This is a genomic window from Sorangium sp. So ce448 (assembly GCF_051520915.1).
Classification (GTDB): Bacteria; Myxococcota_A; Polyangia; order Polyangiales; family Polyangiaceae; genus Sorangium; species Sorangium cellulosum_B.
On the sequence record NZ_CP150343.1, the window covers coordinates 7,380,260 to 7,396,870 of the forward strand.

The window sequence follows — 16,611 nt, forward strand, 5'->3', positions numbered from 1 at the left end:
CGCGCGGGGCGAAGGCGTCGTTCGACGCCTCCCCCGCGGGCCCGCGACGCCGGCGCAGCGCCGCGCGTCGCGCGGGTCGACCTCCTCCCAGATACCGCCGCTAGCTCGCGATGGCCGCCCTCGGCGGCCCGGGGCGCTGCGGCGCCTTCACCAGATTCACCAGAACCGGCCGACGAGCCCCGCCCCGCCGAGCCCCGGCCCGAGGATCGGCGCGGCCGAGAGCTCGAGCATCGGGCCGCCCGTGCGCGCGGGCGCGGGGTCCGTGCGCGCGGGCAGCGGCGGCGGGTTCGGCGTGTCGAACGCGTAGAACACGAAGCCGCCGAGGGCGAACGCCGCGGCCGTGCCGAACAGGCCGACGGTCGCGTTCGCGAGCTCGTCGCGCGTGTCGAGGTGAGCCCGGTAGTCGCCCAGCTCCTTCTCCGAGATCCCCTGCGCCGCGCGCTTCTCCGCGATCTCGCGCGCCTGGTCCTCTTCCTCGAGGCCCGAGGCCAGCGTCAGCACGCCGACGCCGGCGGACAGGACCCCCATCGCGACGAGGCCATAGGACAGCTTCCGCTGGAAGGAGCTCGTGAGGCCCACCTCGATGACGAGGCGCTCGCCGCGGCGCAGCGACAGCTCGCGGGAGAACGGCATGTGGCCGTTCTTCGTGGCGACGAAGAACCGCTTGCCCGGGGCGACCTGGAGGAGCGGCAGCGGCGTCGTGCCGACGAAGCGCCCGTCCAGCGTGACCTGCGCGCCGACGGGGGCCTTCACCTGGAGGAGCGCGGGCCGCTCGCGCAGCTCCCGGTCGATCCCGAGGATGTCCCCCTCGATCGCGACCACCTCGCGCTCCTCGTCGACGTGGCCGTCGGCCGTGATCTTGATCCGGTGCTTGCCCGGCTGCACCTCGGCCATCAGCGGCACGTCGGCCAGCGCGCCGCCGTCGATGGACACGCGGGCGCCCGCGGTCGGCGAGGTGACGTTGATGCGGGTCCGCGGCCTGACGTCGGGCGGCGCCGCCTCCGGCGCGGCGGGCGACGACGGAGCGCTCGCCTCGAGGCGCGCGGCGATCACCCCGAGCTCGCTCAGGGCCTCGGTCGCGTCCGCGCGGCGCCCGCCCTGCGGGACCTGCTCCAGATAGCGCCGGTAGTTCGCGATGGCGGCCCGCAGCGCCTCGGGGCTCTGCTCGACCACGTACAGGCGCCGGTAGGCCTGGGCCAGCGAGAACAGCAGAGCAGGGCGCGGCGCCTTCCTGTACGCCGCCTCGAACGACTGCACCGCGTCGCGGTACCGCGTCGCCGCGTAGGCCTGGGCGCCGGCGTTGTAGAGCGCCTTCGCCTGCTCGATGTCCTCCTCCGCCGAGGCCGCGCTCGGCGCGAGCGCGGTCGCCGCGAAGGCCATGAGCACGACGCACAGCGAGGTCTTCATCGGCGGATCGGGACTCCTTCGTGGACGCGGAGCGCGCCGTCGCTGAGCACCGCGAGATCGTCGACCCCATCGCCGAGGACGTCGCACGTCGCGATCGCGGAGCCGCCGGGGATGCCGTCCAGCTTGCGGAGCTGGTGCTGGCCGAGATCATGGCAGCCCGCCGCGCCGTCGCCGCACACGTCGAGCGCGTAGGCCGCGCTGCGCGTGAGCACGACGAGCGACCGTCCCATCCCGTCGTCGACGCGGGCGAAGTCGGCGCTGGTGACCTCGCTCGCGAGGTCCTCGAGGCTGGGGTCGGGTACCTCGAGCTCGATCGGCGCGTCGAGCGCGCCCTCGCCCGTGTTCCAGAAGACGGCGAGCCGGCTCGCCGTGATCGTTCGCGTCCCCGGCGCCAGCTCGTACGCGATGCCCACGACGTCCGCGTGGCCATCGCCGTCCATGTCGCCGGCGCGGAGCCCCCCGTACAGCGTGTGAGGCGCGGGCGAGAAGGCCGCCTCCGGCGCCTCGAAGGCGCCGCTCGCGCCGCGGCGCACGAGGGTGATCGCGCCGGCCAGGGCCGGCGTCCCCGGCTCCGCCGCCGCGTCCTCCTCCGCGACCTCGATCGGCAGCGAGAGGACGAGCTCGTCGGTTCCATCGCCATCGAGATCGACGGCGACCCCATCCAGCGCCCACGCGGGCTCCCGGGAGGGAACGAGCTCCGCGGGGAGCGAGACGCGGTGCTTGGCCTCGTCGACCATGGCGATGGCGCCCGAGTCGACCGCCGGCAAGAGCCAGAGCTCGGCCGAGCCCCGGGAGGAGCCAGGGCTCGGAGGAGCGATCGTCAGCGAGGCGACCTCCGCCCGATCGCCACCGAAGCGGCCGGCGACGCTCCTCACGGCGCGCAGCTCGCCTGCGTGCCGCACGTCGCCCGAGCGGACGAGCGGCAACGGCGGCAGCAGCGACCGCGAGCTGCTGCCCTCGATGAGGCTGAACGCGACGTCGCCGCCGTGCGAGAAGAGCACGCTGATGTCGTCCACGGCGTCGTCCGGCTCGGGGAGCCGCACCGCCGCGATGTCGAGGAGCCCCTCGAAGGCGCCGAGCCGCACCGGCGGCTCCGGCGCCTTCATGTACCGCCCGAAGCAGACGGCCAGCGTCGGGTGCTCCGCGCTCGACAGCGAGCTGCCGGCGCTCTCGGCGAACAAGAGGTCCGGCAGGAGATCGCCGTCGAAGTCGCCAACGACGAAGCTCGAGACGTTGCCCAGCGTCGGGATCTTGAGCTCATTGAGCTTGAAATCGGCGGCCTCGGCGCCGGGGACGCCGTTGAAGAACGTCAGATCCGTCGCGTCGGCGGAGCCGGCGACGACGTCGGGCGCGCCGTTGCCGGTCAGGTCCGCGATCACCGCGCTGGTCCAGCGCCGGCCGTTCGCCGGCGCGAGCCGGTCGAACTCGACCTGGTAGGGAGGAGACGGCCGGATCTTTCCGAGCCTCACGGCGTCGGGATCGACGATGTCGAGCACCCCGTCGCCGTTGAGATCGCCGATCGCGACGGGGGCCCCGAGGCCGGGCAAGCGCCCGGCGCTCATGTCGCCCGCCGGGTACGAGAGATCGCCGTACGGCGCCATGCCGCCGAACGCGCCGCCGCCTGCGCCCTCCGCGACGTCGAGCTCGTAGCAAGGCGCGCCCGCGGGCAAGCGGGGGTCAGGCTGCGCGCACGTGGCGCCCACGAGCAGATCGAGGACCTCGTCGCCGTTCACGTCCCGGAGGAAGGCCGCGCCCGCGATCCGCGCCCCTGCCGGGAGCTCCACCGCGGTGTGCGCGCCGTCGTCGGGCGAGTAGATGTGCACGGCCGAGTCGTCCACGAGGGCGACGACCACCTCGTGCAGCGGGCCGCCGCCGAGCTCCGCGCTCGCGAGCGGACCGGCGACGTCGCGCAGCCCGCGCTGCCGATCGATGAACGACAGCCGGCCGCTCTCCGACCCTCGCACGACGGCGACGACATCCTCCGGCGCCGCGCCGCGCGTGTCGGTCCCGGCGACCAGGGCGACCCACGTCTGTCCTTCCTCGCGCGTGCTGCCGACGGGCAAGAGCCGCGCGCCGCGGAGGGTCGTCGCCTCGGGCGCCGCGCCGAGCAGCGAGCCCAGGGGAAACACCGACGCGAGCACGGGGACCGGCGCGAACGTGCGGCCCGGCTCGCCTCTCAGGATCGCCACGCCAGGCCCCACGCTGAGCGCGATGTCCGTCGTCTCGTCGTCGGTGAGGCGCGCGAGCGCGGGCGTGTCCCCTGCCGAGGGGATCGACACCTGGGTCCCCACCGTGCTGTTCGCATCGAAATAGAGCGCCTCTAGACTCGTCGAGCCGACGCCCACGAGGTCGCCGCGGCCGTCGCCGTCGAGATCACCCGTGATCAGCCGCTGCGCGCCGAGCGGCAGCGCGGCGCCGAGCGGCTTGAAATTGCCCGTGGAGGCGCGGCACACGCCGTCGACCCCGCAGCCCCACCCGCTCGGGCACGTGGCGTCCACGTCGGTGCACACGAAGCGGCACTCGTTCTCGCTTCCGCGCGGGTTGCACCAGGTCGTCGAGGCCGCGCCCTGCGCGTCCTGCGTCTTCACCTCGCAGGGCGCGCTGGCCTCGAAGCAGTCGCAGTCCTCGTTGCGCGACGGCTCGATGACGCCGTTGCCGCACACGCCCGGGGAGATCTCGCCGAGCTCCACGCACCCGGCGGAGCCGGCGGCCGCGGCGAGCAGCGCCGCGGCCCCCCCGATCGCCCGCACGTATCGCCTGAAGCTGGGCCGCGCGCGCATGCTCACTGGAACGGGTTTTCCAGGTCGCCCTTCCTGACGGCGCCCCTCGCGGTCGGCGCTGCCCTCTTCAACGACACGGTGATCGCGCCGTCCGCTTGGGCCGGGACCTCCTGCGCCTGCTCCTGGTACCCGGGCGCCTTGAAGGTGAGCGTCACGGCGCGCCCGCGCGGCAGGCGCAGCGGCCCCGGCGCCCTGCCCACGAGCTTGCCCTCGCTCCACACCTCGAGCTCCTTCGGCGTCGCCTGGATCCGGAGCTCGACGACGGGCGGCGCCGCGTCGGCGCTCGCCGCGGCTGCGGCGGTCGCCTCCGGCGCGGCCGACTCCGGCGTGGCCGCGGGGGCGGCGGAAGCCGGCAGGACCGGCGCGACCAGCGCGGCCTCCGTCCTCGGCACCGCCGCGGCCGACGCGGGCGCGCGCGGGGCGTCGGCCGCCGGCTCGCTGTGCCCGAGGTGCAGCGTGAGCGCCGCGGCCGCGGCGACGCCGAGGACGGCGACCGCCGTGAGCGCCGCCCTCCGCCGCGACGCCGTGGCCGGCGTGCTCTCCAGGTTGCTCGGCAGCGACCCCTGCAGCAACGTCTCGTTCCCGTGCAGCCCCGAGCTCGCTTCCGCGGCGGGGCCGCGCTGCGTCGGTGCGAGCCCAGCGTCCTGCGCCTCGACGGCCGCGCGGCGCCGCGCGGCGGCCTCGCCGGCGCCTCGCCCGACGGCGGCGTCGCTCGCCCGCAGCAGGCCGCCGGGCAGCTCGTACCCCGCGCCGCGCGCGGCCTCCACGAGCGCCGCGGTCGCCTCGAGCAGCGACGCCGGGCGGCTCGCGGGCTCCTTCTCGAGCATCCGCAGGAGCGGCGCGTCGAGCGCCGGCGAGAGGTGCGTCGCCACGGTCGACACAGGGGGCGCCGCCTCCGACGTGTGCTTGATCAGGAGGTCGAACGCGTTCTCGCCGTCGAACGGCGGCGCGCCGGCGAGCAGCTCGTGCGCGAGGATCCCGAACGAGTAGATGTCCGTCCGGTGATCGACGTTCTTGCCGCGGCACTGCTCGGGGGACATGTAGAGCGGCGTCCCGATCAGGTGCCCCGTCCGCGTCTTGTGCACCGTGCTCGAGGACTCGCCGAGCAGCTTGGCGATGCCGAAGTCGAGCAGCTTCGGGAAGATCGCGCCGTCCTCGTCGAAGACCAGGAACACGTTCTCGGGCTTGAGGTCGCGGTGCGCGATGCCCGCCGCGTGCGCCGCGTCGAGCGCGCGCGCGATCTTGACGAGGATGGGCAGCGCCTCGGCGGGCGGGAGGCGCCCGCGCTTGCGGCGGTACGCGTCGAGGGTCATCCCCTCGAGCAGCTCCATCACGTAGTAGTGCCGGCCGTCCTCGAGGGCGCCGAACGAGAAGATGTCGATGATGTTGCGGTGCCTGATCTGGTTCACGGCCCGCGCCTCCGCGACGAAGCGGGAGACGAGCTGCGGGTTCGCTGAGCACTGGCGGCTCAGGACCTTGATGGCCGCCGCCTTGCCGATGACGGGGTGGATCGCGCGGTAGACCGTGCCGAAGCCCCCTGCCCCGATCTTGGCCTCGACGCGGTACTCGCCGACCGGCGTTCCCGGCGCGAGCTCCGGATCGGCGCCAGGCGGCGCGGGCTCCGCCGCGAGCGTCTCGGCGTCCGGCGCGCACGCAGCGACGCCGTCCGCATGCTCGGTTCGGCACGTAGGGCATGTCGACATGAGAAAGCCACGGAGAGCGTACACGGGGAGCCCGGCGCAGCCCAGAGCCCCCGAGCGTCGCAAACCGGCGGGCGCGCTGTCTCCGCTCCGGCCTCCGGCCTCCGGCGGGCGAGCGCAGCGTGAAGCGTCGCTTCGCCGCCGCCCGCCCGCGTCGAGGCCCGGCCTCGCGGCCCCGCGGGGCGCGAGGCGCGCGCCGGAGGTCTGACCACCTCGAGGCGCCGAGCAGGAGAGCCTCTGGCATTGTCTCACATGGGGTGTTGCCCTACAGGGCCCCGCGAGCCATGCGTGTCGTGCGGCGCGATCGATGGAGGCGCTGGCCTTCGTGCTGCTGAAGCTCGCGCTGGTGGGCGCGTCGGTGCTGCTCTCCTCGCTGGCGGCGCGGCGCTTCGGCCACGCCGTGGGCGGCACGATCGCCGGGCTGCCGATGATCGTGGGACCGATCATGGGCTTCGTGCTCCTGCAGGAGACGCCCGCCCACGCGGGCGCGATCGCGCTCGCGACGCTGGTGTGCGTCCCGGCCACGATCGTTCATGTGCTCACCTTCGCCTGGTGCGCGCGGTGGGAGCGGCGCTGGGGCGTGGCGCTGCTCGCGGCCAACGCGGCGTTCCTGTGCGTGGGCGCGGCGCTGCTCGCGCTGCGGTTGCCCCCGCCGCTGGCGTGCGCCGCGGCGCTTTTGTCGCCCGCCCTGGGCGCGCTCGCCTTGCCGCGCCTGCGCGAGCCGCCCGCGGCGGTGGCCATTCCGCGCGTGGAGCTCGCCTGCCGGGTGGTCGCGGCGATGGCCATGGCCTGGTGCATCGTGCGCAGCGCTGGCGCCGCGCCGGCGGGCGTGAGCGGCCTGCTGCTCGCGATCCCGATCACCGGCAACGTCCTGCCGTGCTTCACCCTGCCCCGGCACGGCGCGGCCGCCACGGTGGCCCTGCTCGCGGGCTTCGTGCGCGGCCTGCTCGGCTTCGCCTCGTTCTTCGCGGCGCTCTACGTGGGGCTCGCGTGGTTGTCTCCGGCGGCCGCCTATGTCCTCGCGTGGCTGTGCGCGCTGCTCGCGGCGCTGGCGCTGCGCGCGACGCGCACCTGGACAGTTGTCCGTTGATTGGGTCACAACCGAATGAGCTGTTTCGCCTCGTGGGTGCCAGCGTCGAGCGCCGCGGACCGATGGGCGTCCAGCTGCATCCGACCGGTTCAGCACAAGAGCGTCCTGTGACGGGCTCCGCCGCCTCGGAGCGACCGACGCCCGCGGGCAGGGTGAAGCTCCGGCTGAAGGTGCCATAAGAGCGCTCGAACGACTGATACGTCTCCTTCTCTTCGCGTCTCTCCCCCTCGCGCTTCCCGCTCGCAATGAGGCGGTTGCCCGCGAAGGACACGTCGACGTCCTTCTCCTGCATGCCCGGCAGGTCCGCCTTGAAGACGTATGCGTTGAAGACGTATGCGTTCCCGCTCTCCTTCACGTCGAAGTCGGGAGTGAACAGGGCCTCGCGCGCCGCTCGGACCATGACCTGAACGCTGTGGTAGGGCCGTTGCCTCTCATGTAATCTCGCGCCCGGAGCCGAGGCCGCATGGAACAGCACGAGCCCAGATCCAGGGTGCTGGTCGTCGATGACAACGAACAGAACCGCGCCCTGGCGCAGGCCACGCTCGAGGACGACGGCTACGAGGTCGTGCTCGCCGTCACGGGCGAGGAGGGAATCGAGCAATTCCAGCGCCACAAGCCGGATTGCGTGCTCCTCGACGTGCGGATGCCGGGGATGGACGGGTTCGCGGTGTGCTCCCGGATCCGCGGCCTGCCCGAGGGCGCGAGCACGCCGATCGTGTTCTTGACGGCGCTCCGCGACGTCGACACGTTCGACAGCGCGCTGCGCGCCGGCGGCGACGACTTCCTGACGAAGCCGATCCGCCCGTCGGAGCTGCTCGTGCGGGTCCAGGCCGCCCTGAGGCTGCGCCGGCTCGGCGCGGAGCTGCGCGAGCACGTCGAGCTCGTCCGGCAGCAGCGCGACGCGCTGATGCGCCTCCAGCTCCAGAAGGAGCGGCTCATGGCGTTCGTCGTGCACGATCTGAAGAACCCGGTGAGCAGCATGGACCTGCACGCGCAGTTCCTGCTCCGGGATCGCGCGCTCCCGGAGCAGGCGCGCGACTCCGCGCGGCACATCCGCGACCAGGCGCGTGCCCTGCTGCGGCTCATCTACAACCTGCTCGACATCAGCAAGAGCGAGGAAGGGATGCTCGCCCCCGAGCGAGGGAGCGTCGATCTCCGCGCGCTCGTGCTCGAGGTGTTCGCCGCGCTCGACCTGCGCGCGGGCTCCCGGTCGCTCTCGCTGCGCGAGGCCGTCGAGGTGCCCGCCGTCAGGGCCGACCCGGACCTGCTCCGCCGCACGCTCGAGAACCTCCTCGAGAACGCGATCGTCCACGCCCCGGCCGGGACCGCGGTGACCGTGAGCGCCGCGAAGCACGGCGCCCACGTGGAGATCCGCGTCGCGGACGCGGGCCCGGGCATCCCCGCCGAGATGCGCGCGCAGGTGTTCGATCGCTTCGTCCAGCTCGGAGGCGACGCCCCGGCCCTCCACCGCGCCGGCCGCGGCCTGGGGCTCGCGTTCTGCAAGATGGCCGTCGAGGCGCACGGCGGCGACATCCGGATCGAGGACAACGCCCCTGGCGCCGTGTTCTGTGTGAGGCTCCCCGATGACACATGAGATCTCCTCCGTCGAACGCCTGTCAGCGCCCGAGCAGGCGCCTCATGAGCCTGGCGCTCGCCAGATCGACGACAGCACGTTCCGCATGCTCATCGACGCGGCGCCCGACGCCATGGTGGTCGTCGACGAGCACGGACGTATCGTGTTCGTCAACGTCCAGACCGAGCGGATGTTCGGTTACACGCGCGGCGGGCTCATCGGGCAGGCGATCGAGATCCTGCTCCCGGAGCGATTCCAGCGGTCTCATGTCGCGAACCGCTCGGCGTTCATCGCCGCGCCCAGGGCGCGCTCCATGGGGTCGGGCCTGGAGCTGTTCGGCCGCCGGAGGGACGGCAGCGAGTTCCCTGTCGAGATCAGCCTCAGCCCGCTGACGACCGAGGGGGGCACGCTCTTCTCGAGCGCCATCCGCGACATCAGCGACCGCAAGAGCCTGGAGGCCGTGGCGCAGCGCACGAGCGACCTCCTGCGGAGCGCGGTCGAGAGCTTCCAGGGCGCGTTCGCCGTCTTCGACGCGCAGGATCGGCTCGCGCTCTGCAACAGCGTCTACAGGCACTGGCTCGGCGCGCGGGTGAACGGCCCCATGATCGGGCGGAGCTATGATGAGATCGTCGGCGAGAGCCTCGCCGCGGGGCTGTTCGCCCTCGGCGGCGAGCCTGCGGCCGCGTTCCGCGAGAGGATGCTCGCCTACCACGCGGAGCCGGATGGCACGCTGGATCTCTGCACGAGCGACGGGCGCAGCCTGCGCGCGACCGAGCGCCGCACGGCCGAGGGCGGGACGGTGTGCACCCTCTGGGACATGACCGGCGACGTGCAGCGCGAGGAGGAGCTGCGCAAGGCGCGGGGCATCGCCGAGGCCGCGAGCTCCGCGAAGAGCGAGTTCCTCGCCTCGATGAGCCACGAGCTCCGCACGCCGCTCAACGCGATCCTCGGCTTCGCGCAGCTCTTGCACCGCGACAGGAAGACGCCGCTCACCGATCGCCAGAAGGAGCGGATAGAGCACGTCCTCAAGGGCGGCGAGCACCTGCTCAAGCTCATCGACGACATCCTGGATCTCTCGCGCATCGAGGCGGGCCGCGTCACGGTGTCGATCGAGCCGGTGAACGTGCCCGAGGTGCTGGTCGAGGTGAAGACGACGCTCGACCCGATGGCCCAGCGCGCCGGCATCGAGATCGCGCTCGCGCCCCTCCCCGCGGAGCTCCCCAAGATCACGGCGGATCGCACGCGATTCGCGCAGATCCTCATGAACTACGGCTCGAACGCGATCAAGTACGGCCGCAGGGGGGGCCGCGCCACGATCGCGGTGTCGATGCCCGAGGACGGGGTCGTGAAGATCTGCGTGATCGACAACGGCATCGGCATCCCCCAGGAGCAGCACCCGAAGATCTTCCAGCCCTTCCAGCGCGCAGGCCAGGAGACGGGGCCGATCGAGGGGACCGGGATCGGCCTCGCCATCACGAAGCGGCTCGCGGAGCTCATGGGCGGCGGCGTCGGCTTCGCCAGCATACCGGGCGAAGGGTCCGAGTTCTGGATCGAGCTCCCGGCGCACCAGGAGCCGCCGGCGGTCGCCGCCCCGGCGCAGCCGGATGCGCGCCTGGAGGTGTCGCCGCTCGCCGGGCCCGGCGGCGTCCGCCATTCGGTCCTGTACGTCGAAGACAACCCGTCGAACATCGCGTTCATGGAGGAGCTCATCTCCGAGTTCGAGCGCGTCCACCTGATCACCGCGCCGAACGCCGAGATCGGCATCGAGCTCGCGCGCTCGCGGCAGCCCGAGGTCGTCATCATGGATATCAACCTCCCCGGGATGAGCGGCTACGAGGCCATGCGCAAGCTCGAGGAGTGGCCGGAGACGCGCGACATCCCCGTGATCGCGCTCAGCGCGGCGGCGATGGCCCGGGATACCCGCCGCGCCGAGCAGACCGGGTTCTATCGGTACCTGACCAAGCCGGTGAGGGTCGACGAGCTGACCACCGTCCTCGAGGAGCTCCTCCTCCGGACGTAGCGCGCCGAGGCGGTCGAGGTGCGTCAGGGGAGACCCGCTATTCCGCGGACAGCGACGAAACAGGGGCCGACTCCGCCACCGCGGCGCTGGCGCCCCGGCGGAGAGGGCTTTGCATGGTCGACGAGCAGGTATTCAAGGGCGGCGTCAACACCGTGCGCCGGCGCGGCGACAGGGTCCACCGGCCCGCGACGGCGGCCACGCCTGCCATCCACAGGCTCCTTCGGCACCTCCGGGCGGCGGGCTTCGGCGCGGCGCCGGAGCCGCTCGGGCGCGACGACGAGGGGAACGAGGTGCTGTCGTACCTCGATGGCGAGGTGCACAACCCGCTCCCGGCCGAGCTGCGCACGCCCGAGCTCCTCGCGTCCGCCGCCACCCTGCTGCGCCGGTTCCACGACGCGAGCGCGACGTTCGCGTCAGGGCCGGACGACCGGTGGCAGCTCCCGCCCCGCCCGCCGGCCGAGGTGATCTGTCACGGCGACCTCGCGCCCTACAACTGTGTCGTCCGCGGCGGCCGGGTCGTCGGCTTCATCGATTTCGATACCGCTCATCCGGGCCCGCGCGTGTGGGACGTGGCGTATGCTGTCTACCGTTTCGCGCCGCTGCACGCGCCGAGCAACCCGGACAGCGAGGGCAGCCCCGAGGACCAGGCGCGGCACGCAGCTCGGTTCTGCCGCGCTTATGGCCTCCCGCCAGGGCCCCTGTTGCTCGACACCGTGGCCGATCGACTCGCGGCGCTGCTCGCCTCCATGCGCGCGCGGGCCGCGGCCGGCGACGCCGCGTCCCAGGCGCACATCGCGGCCGGGCACCCTGCGCTGTACGAAGAGGACATCCGCTATGTGCGGGTGCAGCGCGATCGGCTGCTGCGGGCATTCACCCCGTGACAGGCCGACGCCCCTCGCCAGCCATCAAGGGGCCAGAGGGCGCGGGACGCGAAGGCTGGGCCTGAGAGCGCGGCGGGCCACCGCCCGGACGGCGGCGTCCGGATCGCGCTCGGCGAGCGACGCGAAGCGCTCCTCCGCCCGCGCGATCTCGCTTCCCTTCGCGCCCGGGCGCATCGCGACGAGCGCCCGGATCGCGGCGCGCCGCACGCCGCCCTGCTCGTGTCGGAGCAGCGTCGTCAGAGGACGCACCGCCTCGCGCGCGACGCTCGGGGCCGCCCGCGAGAGCCCGCGCGCGGCCGCCTCGACGACGGGCGCGTACGGATGCTCGAGCGCCGCGAGCAGCGCCGCGCGGTGATGAAGCGCGCTCTCCGGATGTCGCGCGAGGAGCTCCGCCGCGCCCAGGGCGATCCTGCGGGACGCCGGCGCGAGGAGCTCCGCCACGACGCCGGCCGGCACGCTCCTCCCCGCCTGCGGGCCCAGCCGGCGCAGCGCATCGAGCACGCTGACCCGGGCGAGGATCTGCTCGTGGCGCACCGACGAGGCCGAGCAGCACATGGGCGAGCACCGCTCCCCGAGCGGCTCACGCAGCGTCTCGACGAGCACCGGCACCGCGACGGCGGCGCGAAGACCCATCCTCCCGAGCGTGCGCGCCACGTGTCCGCGCAGGTGCGCGACGTCCAGACGTGCATAGAGCTTCTCGTCGTACCCCTCCGCAGGACGTCGCAGGGCGAGGACCTGCACCAGAAGCTCGGCCGAGAGCTCGGCCGGCGCCGGACCGCGGCGGAGCGGCATGAGCGCTCTGGCCGACGCCTGCCAGAGCGCGCGACGCTGCGGCTCCTGGAGGAGCGCCTCGAGGACGTCCGCCGGCCGCCGGCGATCGACCGTGCTCATCTCCTGACCTCGCGCAACGCCTGCTCGAATCCCATCCCGCGAAGACCCTCGCCGAGGCCGGCCCTCTTCCCGTGGAACCGTGGAACGCGAGGCCGGCCGCCAGGGAGGGTATCTTAACACACGCGGTGGAGCTCACGTTCGGGACGGCCATCAGGCCTGCACATATCGCACCTTCCGCTCCTCGACGCGTCGGCCACACCACGTTGTCATCCTGGCTCAGTCCGCTCGCCGGCGGTCGTTCCGGTCCGCGACGAGGCCCATTTCGCTCGACGAAACTGCGCTCGATCGGCGTAGCGTGGCTGTATGACCCGAAGGCGCGATCATGCCCTCTCCTGCACGACGCTCTTGCTCATCGCGTGTGGACTGGCCGGCTGCGGCAAGGCCTCCACGCCGCCCGCGGCCGCCCCCGAGCCGCTCGCACCGCTCACGTTCCGGCGATCGGCGGACGACATCATCCTCGCCGCGAAGCTGCCGCCAGAGACCGCGCCCCGCGCATCGCTCGAGATCCACCGCCTCGACGCTTACGCCGCGTGCAACGCGGCGCAGGTGCGCCTCTCCGCCGGCGTGAGCGCGCGCGCGGACGCGGGGCCGAGCGCGCTCACGCTGTCGAGCCTCGTCATCGGCGGCCTCGGGCTCGCGGGCGGCATCGCCACCACCGCGCTCGCCGCGGGCCTCGAGGCGAAGCCGATCCCGGCAGGCACGCCGTCGCTCCCGGACGCGGAGCCGCCGGACGTGGACGGCAAGACGGGCGTGATCGTGGCCGGCGTCGTCACGGGCGTCGTCGTCGTGGGGGCGGTCGTCGGGACGCTCCTGCTCGTCGGCGGCGACGACGACGAGGATCGCAAGCACAAGCTCGATCTCGGCGCCGGCGGCGCGGGGGGCCTCCGCGACGCCATCCGCGCCTTCGAGGCCGCGTGCCCGGACGAGCCGCCCGAGGACGCCCTCGCCGCGTGCATCGACAAGGCGCGCGCCCTCCGCACGACCTGCGCAGCCCGGTGAGGCAGGCCCCGCCGGCGGCTCAGCGCGCGAGCACGTCGAGGAAGCGCTCCTCGTGGAACCCGACCGAGATCCACGTGTTCGTACCCTCCATAACGCGCGCCCCCCATTCGCCCTTCTCGCGGTAGATCTCGACCTCGACGAAGTCGCAGACGCGATCGTCGAGCGCGCAGGCGGCCGCCACGAGATCGTGCATCGCCTTGCCCACGCCCTTGCCTGCCAGGTACCGATCGAGCGCGTCGATCATCCTCGTCAGGCCGCTCCGCGGCGATCGCCCGGAGACCCGGCGGTCCAGCGCGTCGCGCATGGCCTCGGTATAAACGACCCCGTGACATACGTTCTTCGAGACGAACCTCCGCTCTCCGATCTGCGGTGAGGCGAGCAGCGCGAGCGTCTCCCGGGGCGCGCCGCCGGGGTTATAGCTCGGGCAGGTGAGGCGCCCGCGGAACTTCTCGAGCGGCTCGGCGACCAGGTTGTCGCCCGCGAAGCCGCCTTGCTGGACCCAGCGAGCGAGCCGGAGCCCCGGGACGTCCGTGAACGCCTTGCCGATGTTCTTGGGCGCGGCCCCGACGAGCACCGTGGCGTCGGGCTCGCGGAGCAGCTCGGCGAGCAGCGCGGGGCCGCCCGCGACCTCGCCGGCCGGGTGCTCCAGGATGCCGGGGCCGTAGCACGCCTGGTGGAAGCCGGAGACCCGCGCCTTCTTGCCCTCGCTCGTCGCCCACCACGCGGGCCCGTGCAGCGCGCCGATCGGGACCTCCGCCCGCCCGCAGCCATCCAGCCCCCAGCGGACCAGCCGGCACTGATCCTCGGAGCCGGGCGTGACGAGCACGCCGAGCAGCTCGACGTCGGGGTGATCGGCGAGCCAGAGCAGCGTCATGAAATCATCCGGGTCCGCGGTCTCCATCTCGAAGATCATGCGCCTCACGCCGCACCTCCATGCCATCGCGCCGCAGAGCAAAATTGAATAGACTCGATCCAACCGGGCAGCCGGAGAGACGACCGGCCGCCCGACGGCGCCAGCGCTCGACCCGCGCTGCCGCGCGCGGTCAGGCCGCACGACCCCGAGGAGCGAATGAAGCGCATACACCTGTTCGAGATAGAGGATTTCAGCTGGTTCCCCGGGTGGCTACGGGCCTGCATGACACGCCTGCTCGTGATCATGCACAGGGCGCTGGGCACGCGCGAGGCGCTGGTCGAGCTGGTCGCCAGAGCCTTGAAGGAGTCGAACACATCGAACATCGTCGACCTCTGCTCCGGGAGCGGCGGGCCGATGATCGACGTCGTACGGACCCTGCGCGAGAAGCCCGGGTTCGAGGGCATCCAGCTGACGCTCACGGACCTGTACCCTAACAAAGAGGCGGCGGAGCGCATCAACGACCAGGAAGGGAGTCACGTATCCTACCAGACAACCCCGGTGGACGCCACGAAGATCGGCGGCGACATCGCTGGGTTCAACCATGGCCTCAGAACCATGGTCAGCAGCTTTCATCACATGAGGCCGGACAACGCGAGGAAGATACTGGAGTCGGCCCAGAGGAGCAGGCAGCCCATCTGTATCTTCGAGATCAGCGACAACAGTCATCCGCTGTTCCTCGGGTGGCTCGCCCTCCCGATCAACTTCGTGATGTGCCTCTTCATCACGCCCCTGGCGAGGCCCATGACCCTTCGGCAGCTCGTCTTCACCTATATCGTTCCGATCATCCCGCTGTGCTTCGCGTGGGACGGGGCGGTCTCGAACGCGAGGACCTACACGCTCGCTGACCTCGATGAGCTGTTGAGCGGGCTCCAGAACGAAGATTACAGATGGGAGAAGGGCGTGATCGGCGGGAGAGCGAAGAAGCTCTATCTGCTCGGCATTCCTACCCGCGACGCCAGCGCCGGCGGCTGAGCCGCTCCGACGCGGACGAACCGGTACGTACCGGTCGTACAGATCGCCGGAGATCGTGGCCCGAGGCCGTATGTCCCCCTCGTGCGCTCCGATGATTGGAGTAAGGCCATGCCTTCGTGCGCGTCGCGGATTGCACCCTACTATTCGCTTGCGGTCATCGATCTACCTTGTTACGCGCAATCCCGGTATGCCTGTCCGGTTGCGGAGGGGAATACGATGGCTGACGCAAACGGAGCACTGAGCTCGCTGGATGACTTTATCGCTCACTCCACGGAGATGCTGTTCGTCGCCGGAGGCGACGGCGCGCTGCTGCGATGGAGCGACGCGCTGGGCCGGACGATCGGGCCCGCGCTCGCGCAAGGAACCCCGTTGACCGAGCTCTTCCACCCGGAGGACCGCGGCGCGCTCACCACAAGGTGGGAGCAAGTGCGTGAGAGCACGGCCCCCATTCACGTCCACGGCCGCGTCATGAGCGCGGAGCGCAGCTACAAACCGCTCGCGTGCGTCGTGCGCGGCGCGCGCTCGGAGGGGCTCGTCTACGGCTCGTTCCGTGACGCGCCGGCCGGCGACGGCGCGCTCGACGAGCTGACCGAGCTGAGGGCGCGGGACAGGATGCTCCGCGCCTTGATCAACGCTCTTCCTATAGCGATGTGGGCCGTCGATACCGACGGAACGTATCTCTACCATGAAGGCAAGGGGCTGGAGGCCGTCGGCCATCAACCTGGACAGCTCGTCGGCGCGAACATCTTTGACCTCTACGGCGAGGCCAGGGGCGCCGTCAGGCGCGCGCTCGCCGGTGACCCGGTGCACGGGCTGGCCGAGGTGCACGGCTGTGTATGGGAGAGCTGGATGGTCCCCCTCGCGGAGGAAGAGGGGCACGTCAGCACCGTCGTCGGGTTCTCGCTCGACGTGACGGAGGGGCAGCGCGCGCAGCAGGCCCTCCAGACGAAGCTCGACGTGATCGAGGCGCAGCAGCGGGTCATCCGGGAGCTCGCGGCGCCGATCATCGAGGTATGGGACGGCGTGCTGGCGCTGCCCATGATCGGCGTCGTCGACAGCGCGAGGACGGCCGACGCGATGGAGAGCTTGCTCGAGGCGATCTCGAGCCGCGGGGCGCGCTTCGCGGTCCTTGACCTCACCGGCGTGCAGATGGTGGACACGAAGGTCGCCGATCACCTGATCAAGCTCGTGCGGGCCATCCAGCTGCTCGGCGCCGAGGGGATCATCTGCGGCATCCGCCCGACGGTGGCGCAGACGATGGTGGCGCTGGGGCTCGACCTCAGCGCCATCGTGACCAAGGCCAACCTGCGGGCCGGCCTGATGCACTGCATGCGGCTTTTGACCGCGCGCCCGGCGCCGCCCCCCCGCAACGTCGCCTGACACGA

Annotated in this window: 12 protein-coding genes and 1 pseudogene; 7 read left to right on the top strand and 6 right to left on the bottom strand. The window is 72.4% G+C overall.

The window, feature by feature from the left end:
* Nucleotides 1-156 precede the first annotated feature (156 nt).
* Genes WMF45_RS27855 through WMF45_RS27865 form a run of 3 tightly spaced genes read right to left on the bottom strand, consistent with a single transcriptional unit; the run spans nt 157 to nt 5,890 of the window.
* Nucleotides 157-1,407 (bottom strand): PEGA domain-containing protein, encoded by a 1,251-nt coding sequence (locus WMF45_RS27855; protein WP_437707566.1) that lies wholly within the window; start codon nt 1,405-1,407, stop codon nt 157-159.
* Complete coding sequence (locus tag WMF45_RS27860; protein WP_437707568.1) at nt 1,404-4,193, bottom strand: FG-GAP repeat domain-containing protein; 2,790 nt, start codon at nt 4,191-4,193, stop codon at nt 1,404-1,406. The genes WMF45_RS27855 and WMF45_RS27860 overlap by 4 nt, the downstream gene beginning before the upstream one ends.
* Complete coding sequence (locus tag WMF45_RS27865) at nt 4,190-5,890, bottom strand: serine/threonine-protein kinase (RefSeq protein ID WP_437707570.1); 1,701 nt, start codon at nt 5,888-5,890, stop codon at nt 4,190-4,192. The genes WMF45_RS27860 and WMF45_RS27865 overlap by 4 nt, the downstream gene beginning before the upstream one ends.
* A gap of 304 nt (nt 5,891-6,194) precedes the next feature.
* On the opposite strand from WMF45_RS27865, the gene WMF45_RS27870 reads away from it, so the two are divergent.
* Nucleotides 6,195-6,977 carry a hypothetical protein gene (locus WMF45_RS27870; RefSeq protein ID WP_437707572.1) on the top strand — a complete coding sequence of 261 codons (783 nt, stop codon included), beginning with the start codon at nt 6,195-6,197 and terminating at the stop codon, nt 6,975-6,977.
* A 142-nt stretch (nt 6,978-7,119) separates the two neighbouring features.
* Here the strand turns inward: WMF45_RS27870 and WMF45_RS27875 are convergent.
* Nucleotides 7,120-7,377 (bottom strand): annotated as a pseudogene (locus WMF45_RS27875) (Hsp20/alpha crystallin family protein); the annotation flags it as partial.
* Between the two features lie 63 nt (nt 7,378-7,440).
* Between WMF45_RS27875 and WMF45_RS27880 the strand changes: the two are divergent.
* From WMF45_RS27880 to WMF45_RS27890, 3 genes are all read left to right on the top strand, one after another.
* Nucleotides 7,441-8,571, top strand: a complete 1,131-nt coding sequence (locus WMF45_RS27880; RefSeq protein WP_437707574.1) for a hybrid sensor histidine kinase/response regulator — start codon at nt 7,441-7,443, stop codon at nt 8,569-8,571.
* Nucleotides 8,561-10,570 (top strand): PAS domain-containing hybrid sensor histidine kinase/response regulator, encoded by a 2,010-nt coding sequence (locus tag WMF45_RS27885; RefSeq protein WP_437707576.1) that lies wholly within the window; start codon nt 8,561-8,563, stop codon nt 10,568-10,570. The genes WMF45_RS27880 and WMF45_RS27885 overlap by 11 nt, the downstream gene beginning before the upstream one ends.
* 113 nt (nt 10,571-10,683) lie before the next feature.
* Nucleotides 10,684-11,451, top strand: coding sequence for a phosphotransferase enzyme family protein (locus WMF45_RS27890; protein ID WP_437707578.1), 768 nt, complete (start codon nt 10,684-10,686; stop codon nt 11,449-11,451).
* A gap of 24 nt (nt 11,452-11,475) precedes the next feature.
* On the opposite strand, the gene WMF45_RS27895 is transcribed toward WMF45_RS27890, so the two are convergent.
* Nucleotides 11,476-12,342 (bottom strand): HEAT repeat domain-containing protein, encoded by an 867-nt coding sequence (locus tag WMF45_RS27895; protein WP_437707580.1) that lies wholly within the window; start codon nt 12,340-12,342, stop codon nt 11,476-11,478.
* A 303-nt stretch (nt 12,343-12,645) separates the two neighbouring features.
* On the opposite strand from WMF45_RS27895, the gene WMF45_RS27900 reads away from it, so the two are divergent.
* A complete protein-coding gene (locus WMF45_RS27900; RefSeq protein ID WP_437707582.1) occupies nt 12,646-13,341 on the top strand; it encodes a transcriptional regulator in 696 nt (231 codons plus the stop codon).
* 19 nt (nt 13,342-13,360) lie between these two features.
* Here WMF45_RS27900 and WMF45_RS27905 read toward each other — a convergent pair whose 3' ends face one another.
* Nucleotides 13,361-14,263: a nucleoside hydrolase gene (locus WMF45_RS27905; protein ID WP_437707584.1), complete on the bottom strand. Its 903-nt coding sequence runs from the start codon at nt 14,261-14,263 to the stop codon at nt 13,361-13,363.
* A gap of 147 nt (nt 14,264-14,410) precedes the next feature.
* Here WMF45_RS27905 and WMF45_RS27910 point away from each other — a divergent pair, with 147 nt between their 5' ends.
* Both WMF45_RS27910 and WMF45_RS27915 read left to right on the top strand, forming a co-directional pair.
* Nucleotides 14,411-15,226: a hypothetical protein gene (locus WMF45_RS27910; RefSeq protein ID WP_437707586.1), complete on the top strand. Its 816-nt coding sequence runs from the start codon at nt 14,411-14,413 to the stop codon at nt 15,224-15,226.
* 216 nt (nt 15,227-15,442) lie between these two features.
* Nucleotides 15,443-16,606, top strand: coding sequence for a PAS domain-containing protein (locus tag WMF45_RS27915; RefSeq protein WP_437707588.1), 1,164 nt, complete (start codon nt 15,443-15,445; stop codon nt 16,604-16,606).
* Nucleotides 16,607-16,611: the final 5 nt, after the last annotated feature.

Coding starts and splice junctions, on each gene's coding strand:
- WMF45_RS27915 (WP_437707588.1), top strand. CDS start 15,443: ATGGCTGACGCAAACGGAGCACTGAGCTCGCTGGATGACTTTATCGCT.
- WMF45_RS27885 (WP_437707576.1), top strand. CDS start 8,561: ATGACACATGAGATCTCCTCCGTCGAACGCCTGTCAGCGCCCGAGCAG.
- WMF45_RS27870 (WP_437707572.1), top strand. CDS start 6,195: ATGGAGGCGCTGGCCTTCGTGCTGCTGAAGCTCGCGCTGGTGGGCGCG.
- WMF45_RS27865 (WP_437707570.1), bottom strand. CDS start 5,890: ATGTCGACATGCCCTACGTGCCGAACCGAGCATGCGGACGGCGTCGCT.
- WMF45_RS27910 (WP_437707586.1), top strand. CDS start 14,411: ATGAAGCGCATACACCTGTTCGAGATAGAGGATTTCAGCTGGTTCCCC.
- WMF45_RS27855 (WP_437707566.1), bottom strand. CDS start 1,407: ATGAAGACCTCGCTGTGCGTCGTGCTCATGGCCTTCGCGGCGACCGCG.
- WMF45_RS27900 (WP_437707582.1), top strand. CDS start 12,646: ATGACCCGAAGGCGCGATCATGCCCTCTCCTGCACGACGCTCTTGCTC.
- WMF45_RS27890 (WP_437707578.1), top strand. CDS start 10,684: ATGGTCGACGAGCAGGTATTCAAGGGCGGCGTCAACACCGTGCGCCGG.
- WMF45_RS27880 (WP_437707574.1), top strand. CDS start 7,441: ATGGAACAGCACGAGCCCAGATCCAGGGTGCTGGTCGTCGATGACAAC.
- WMF45_RS27895 (WP_437707580.1), bottom strand. CDS start 12,342: ATGAGCACGGTCGATCGCCGGCGGCCGGCGGACGTCCTCGAGGCGCTC.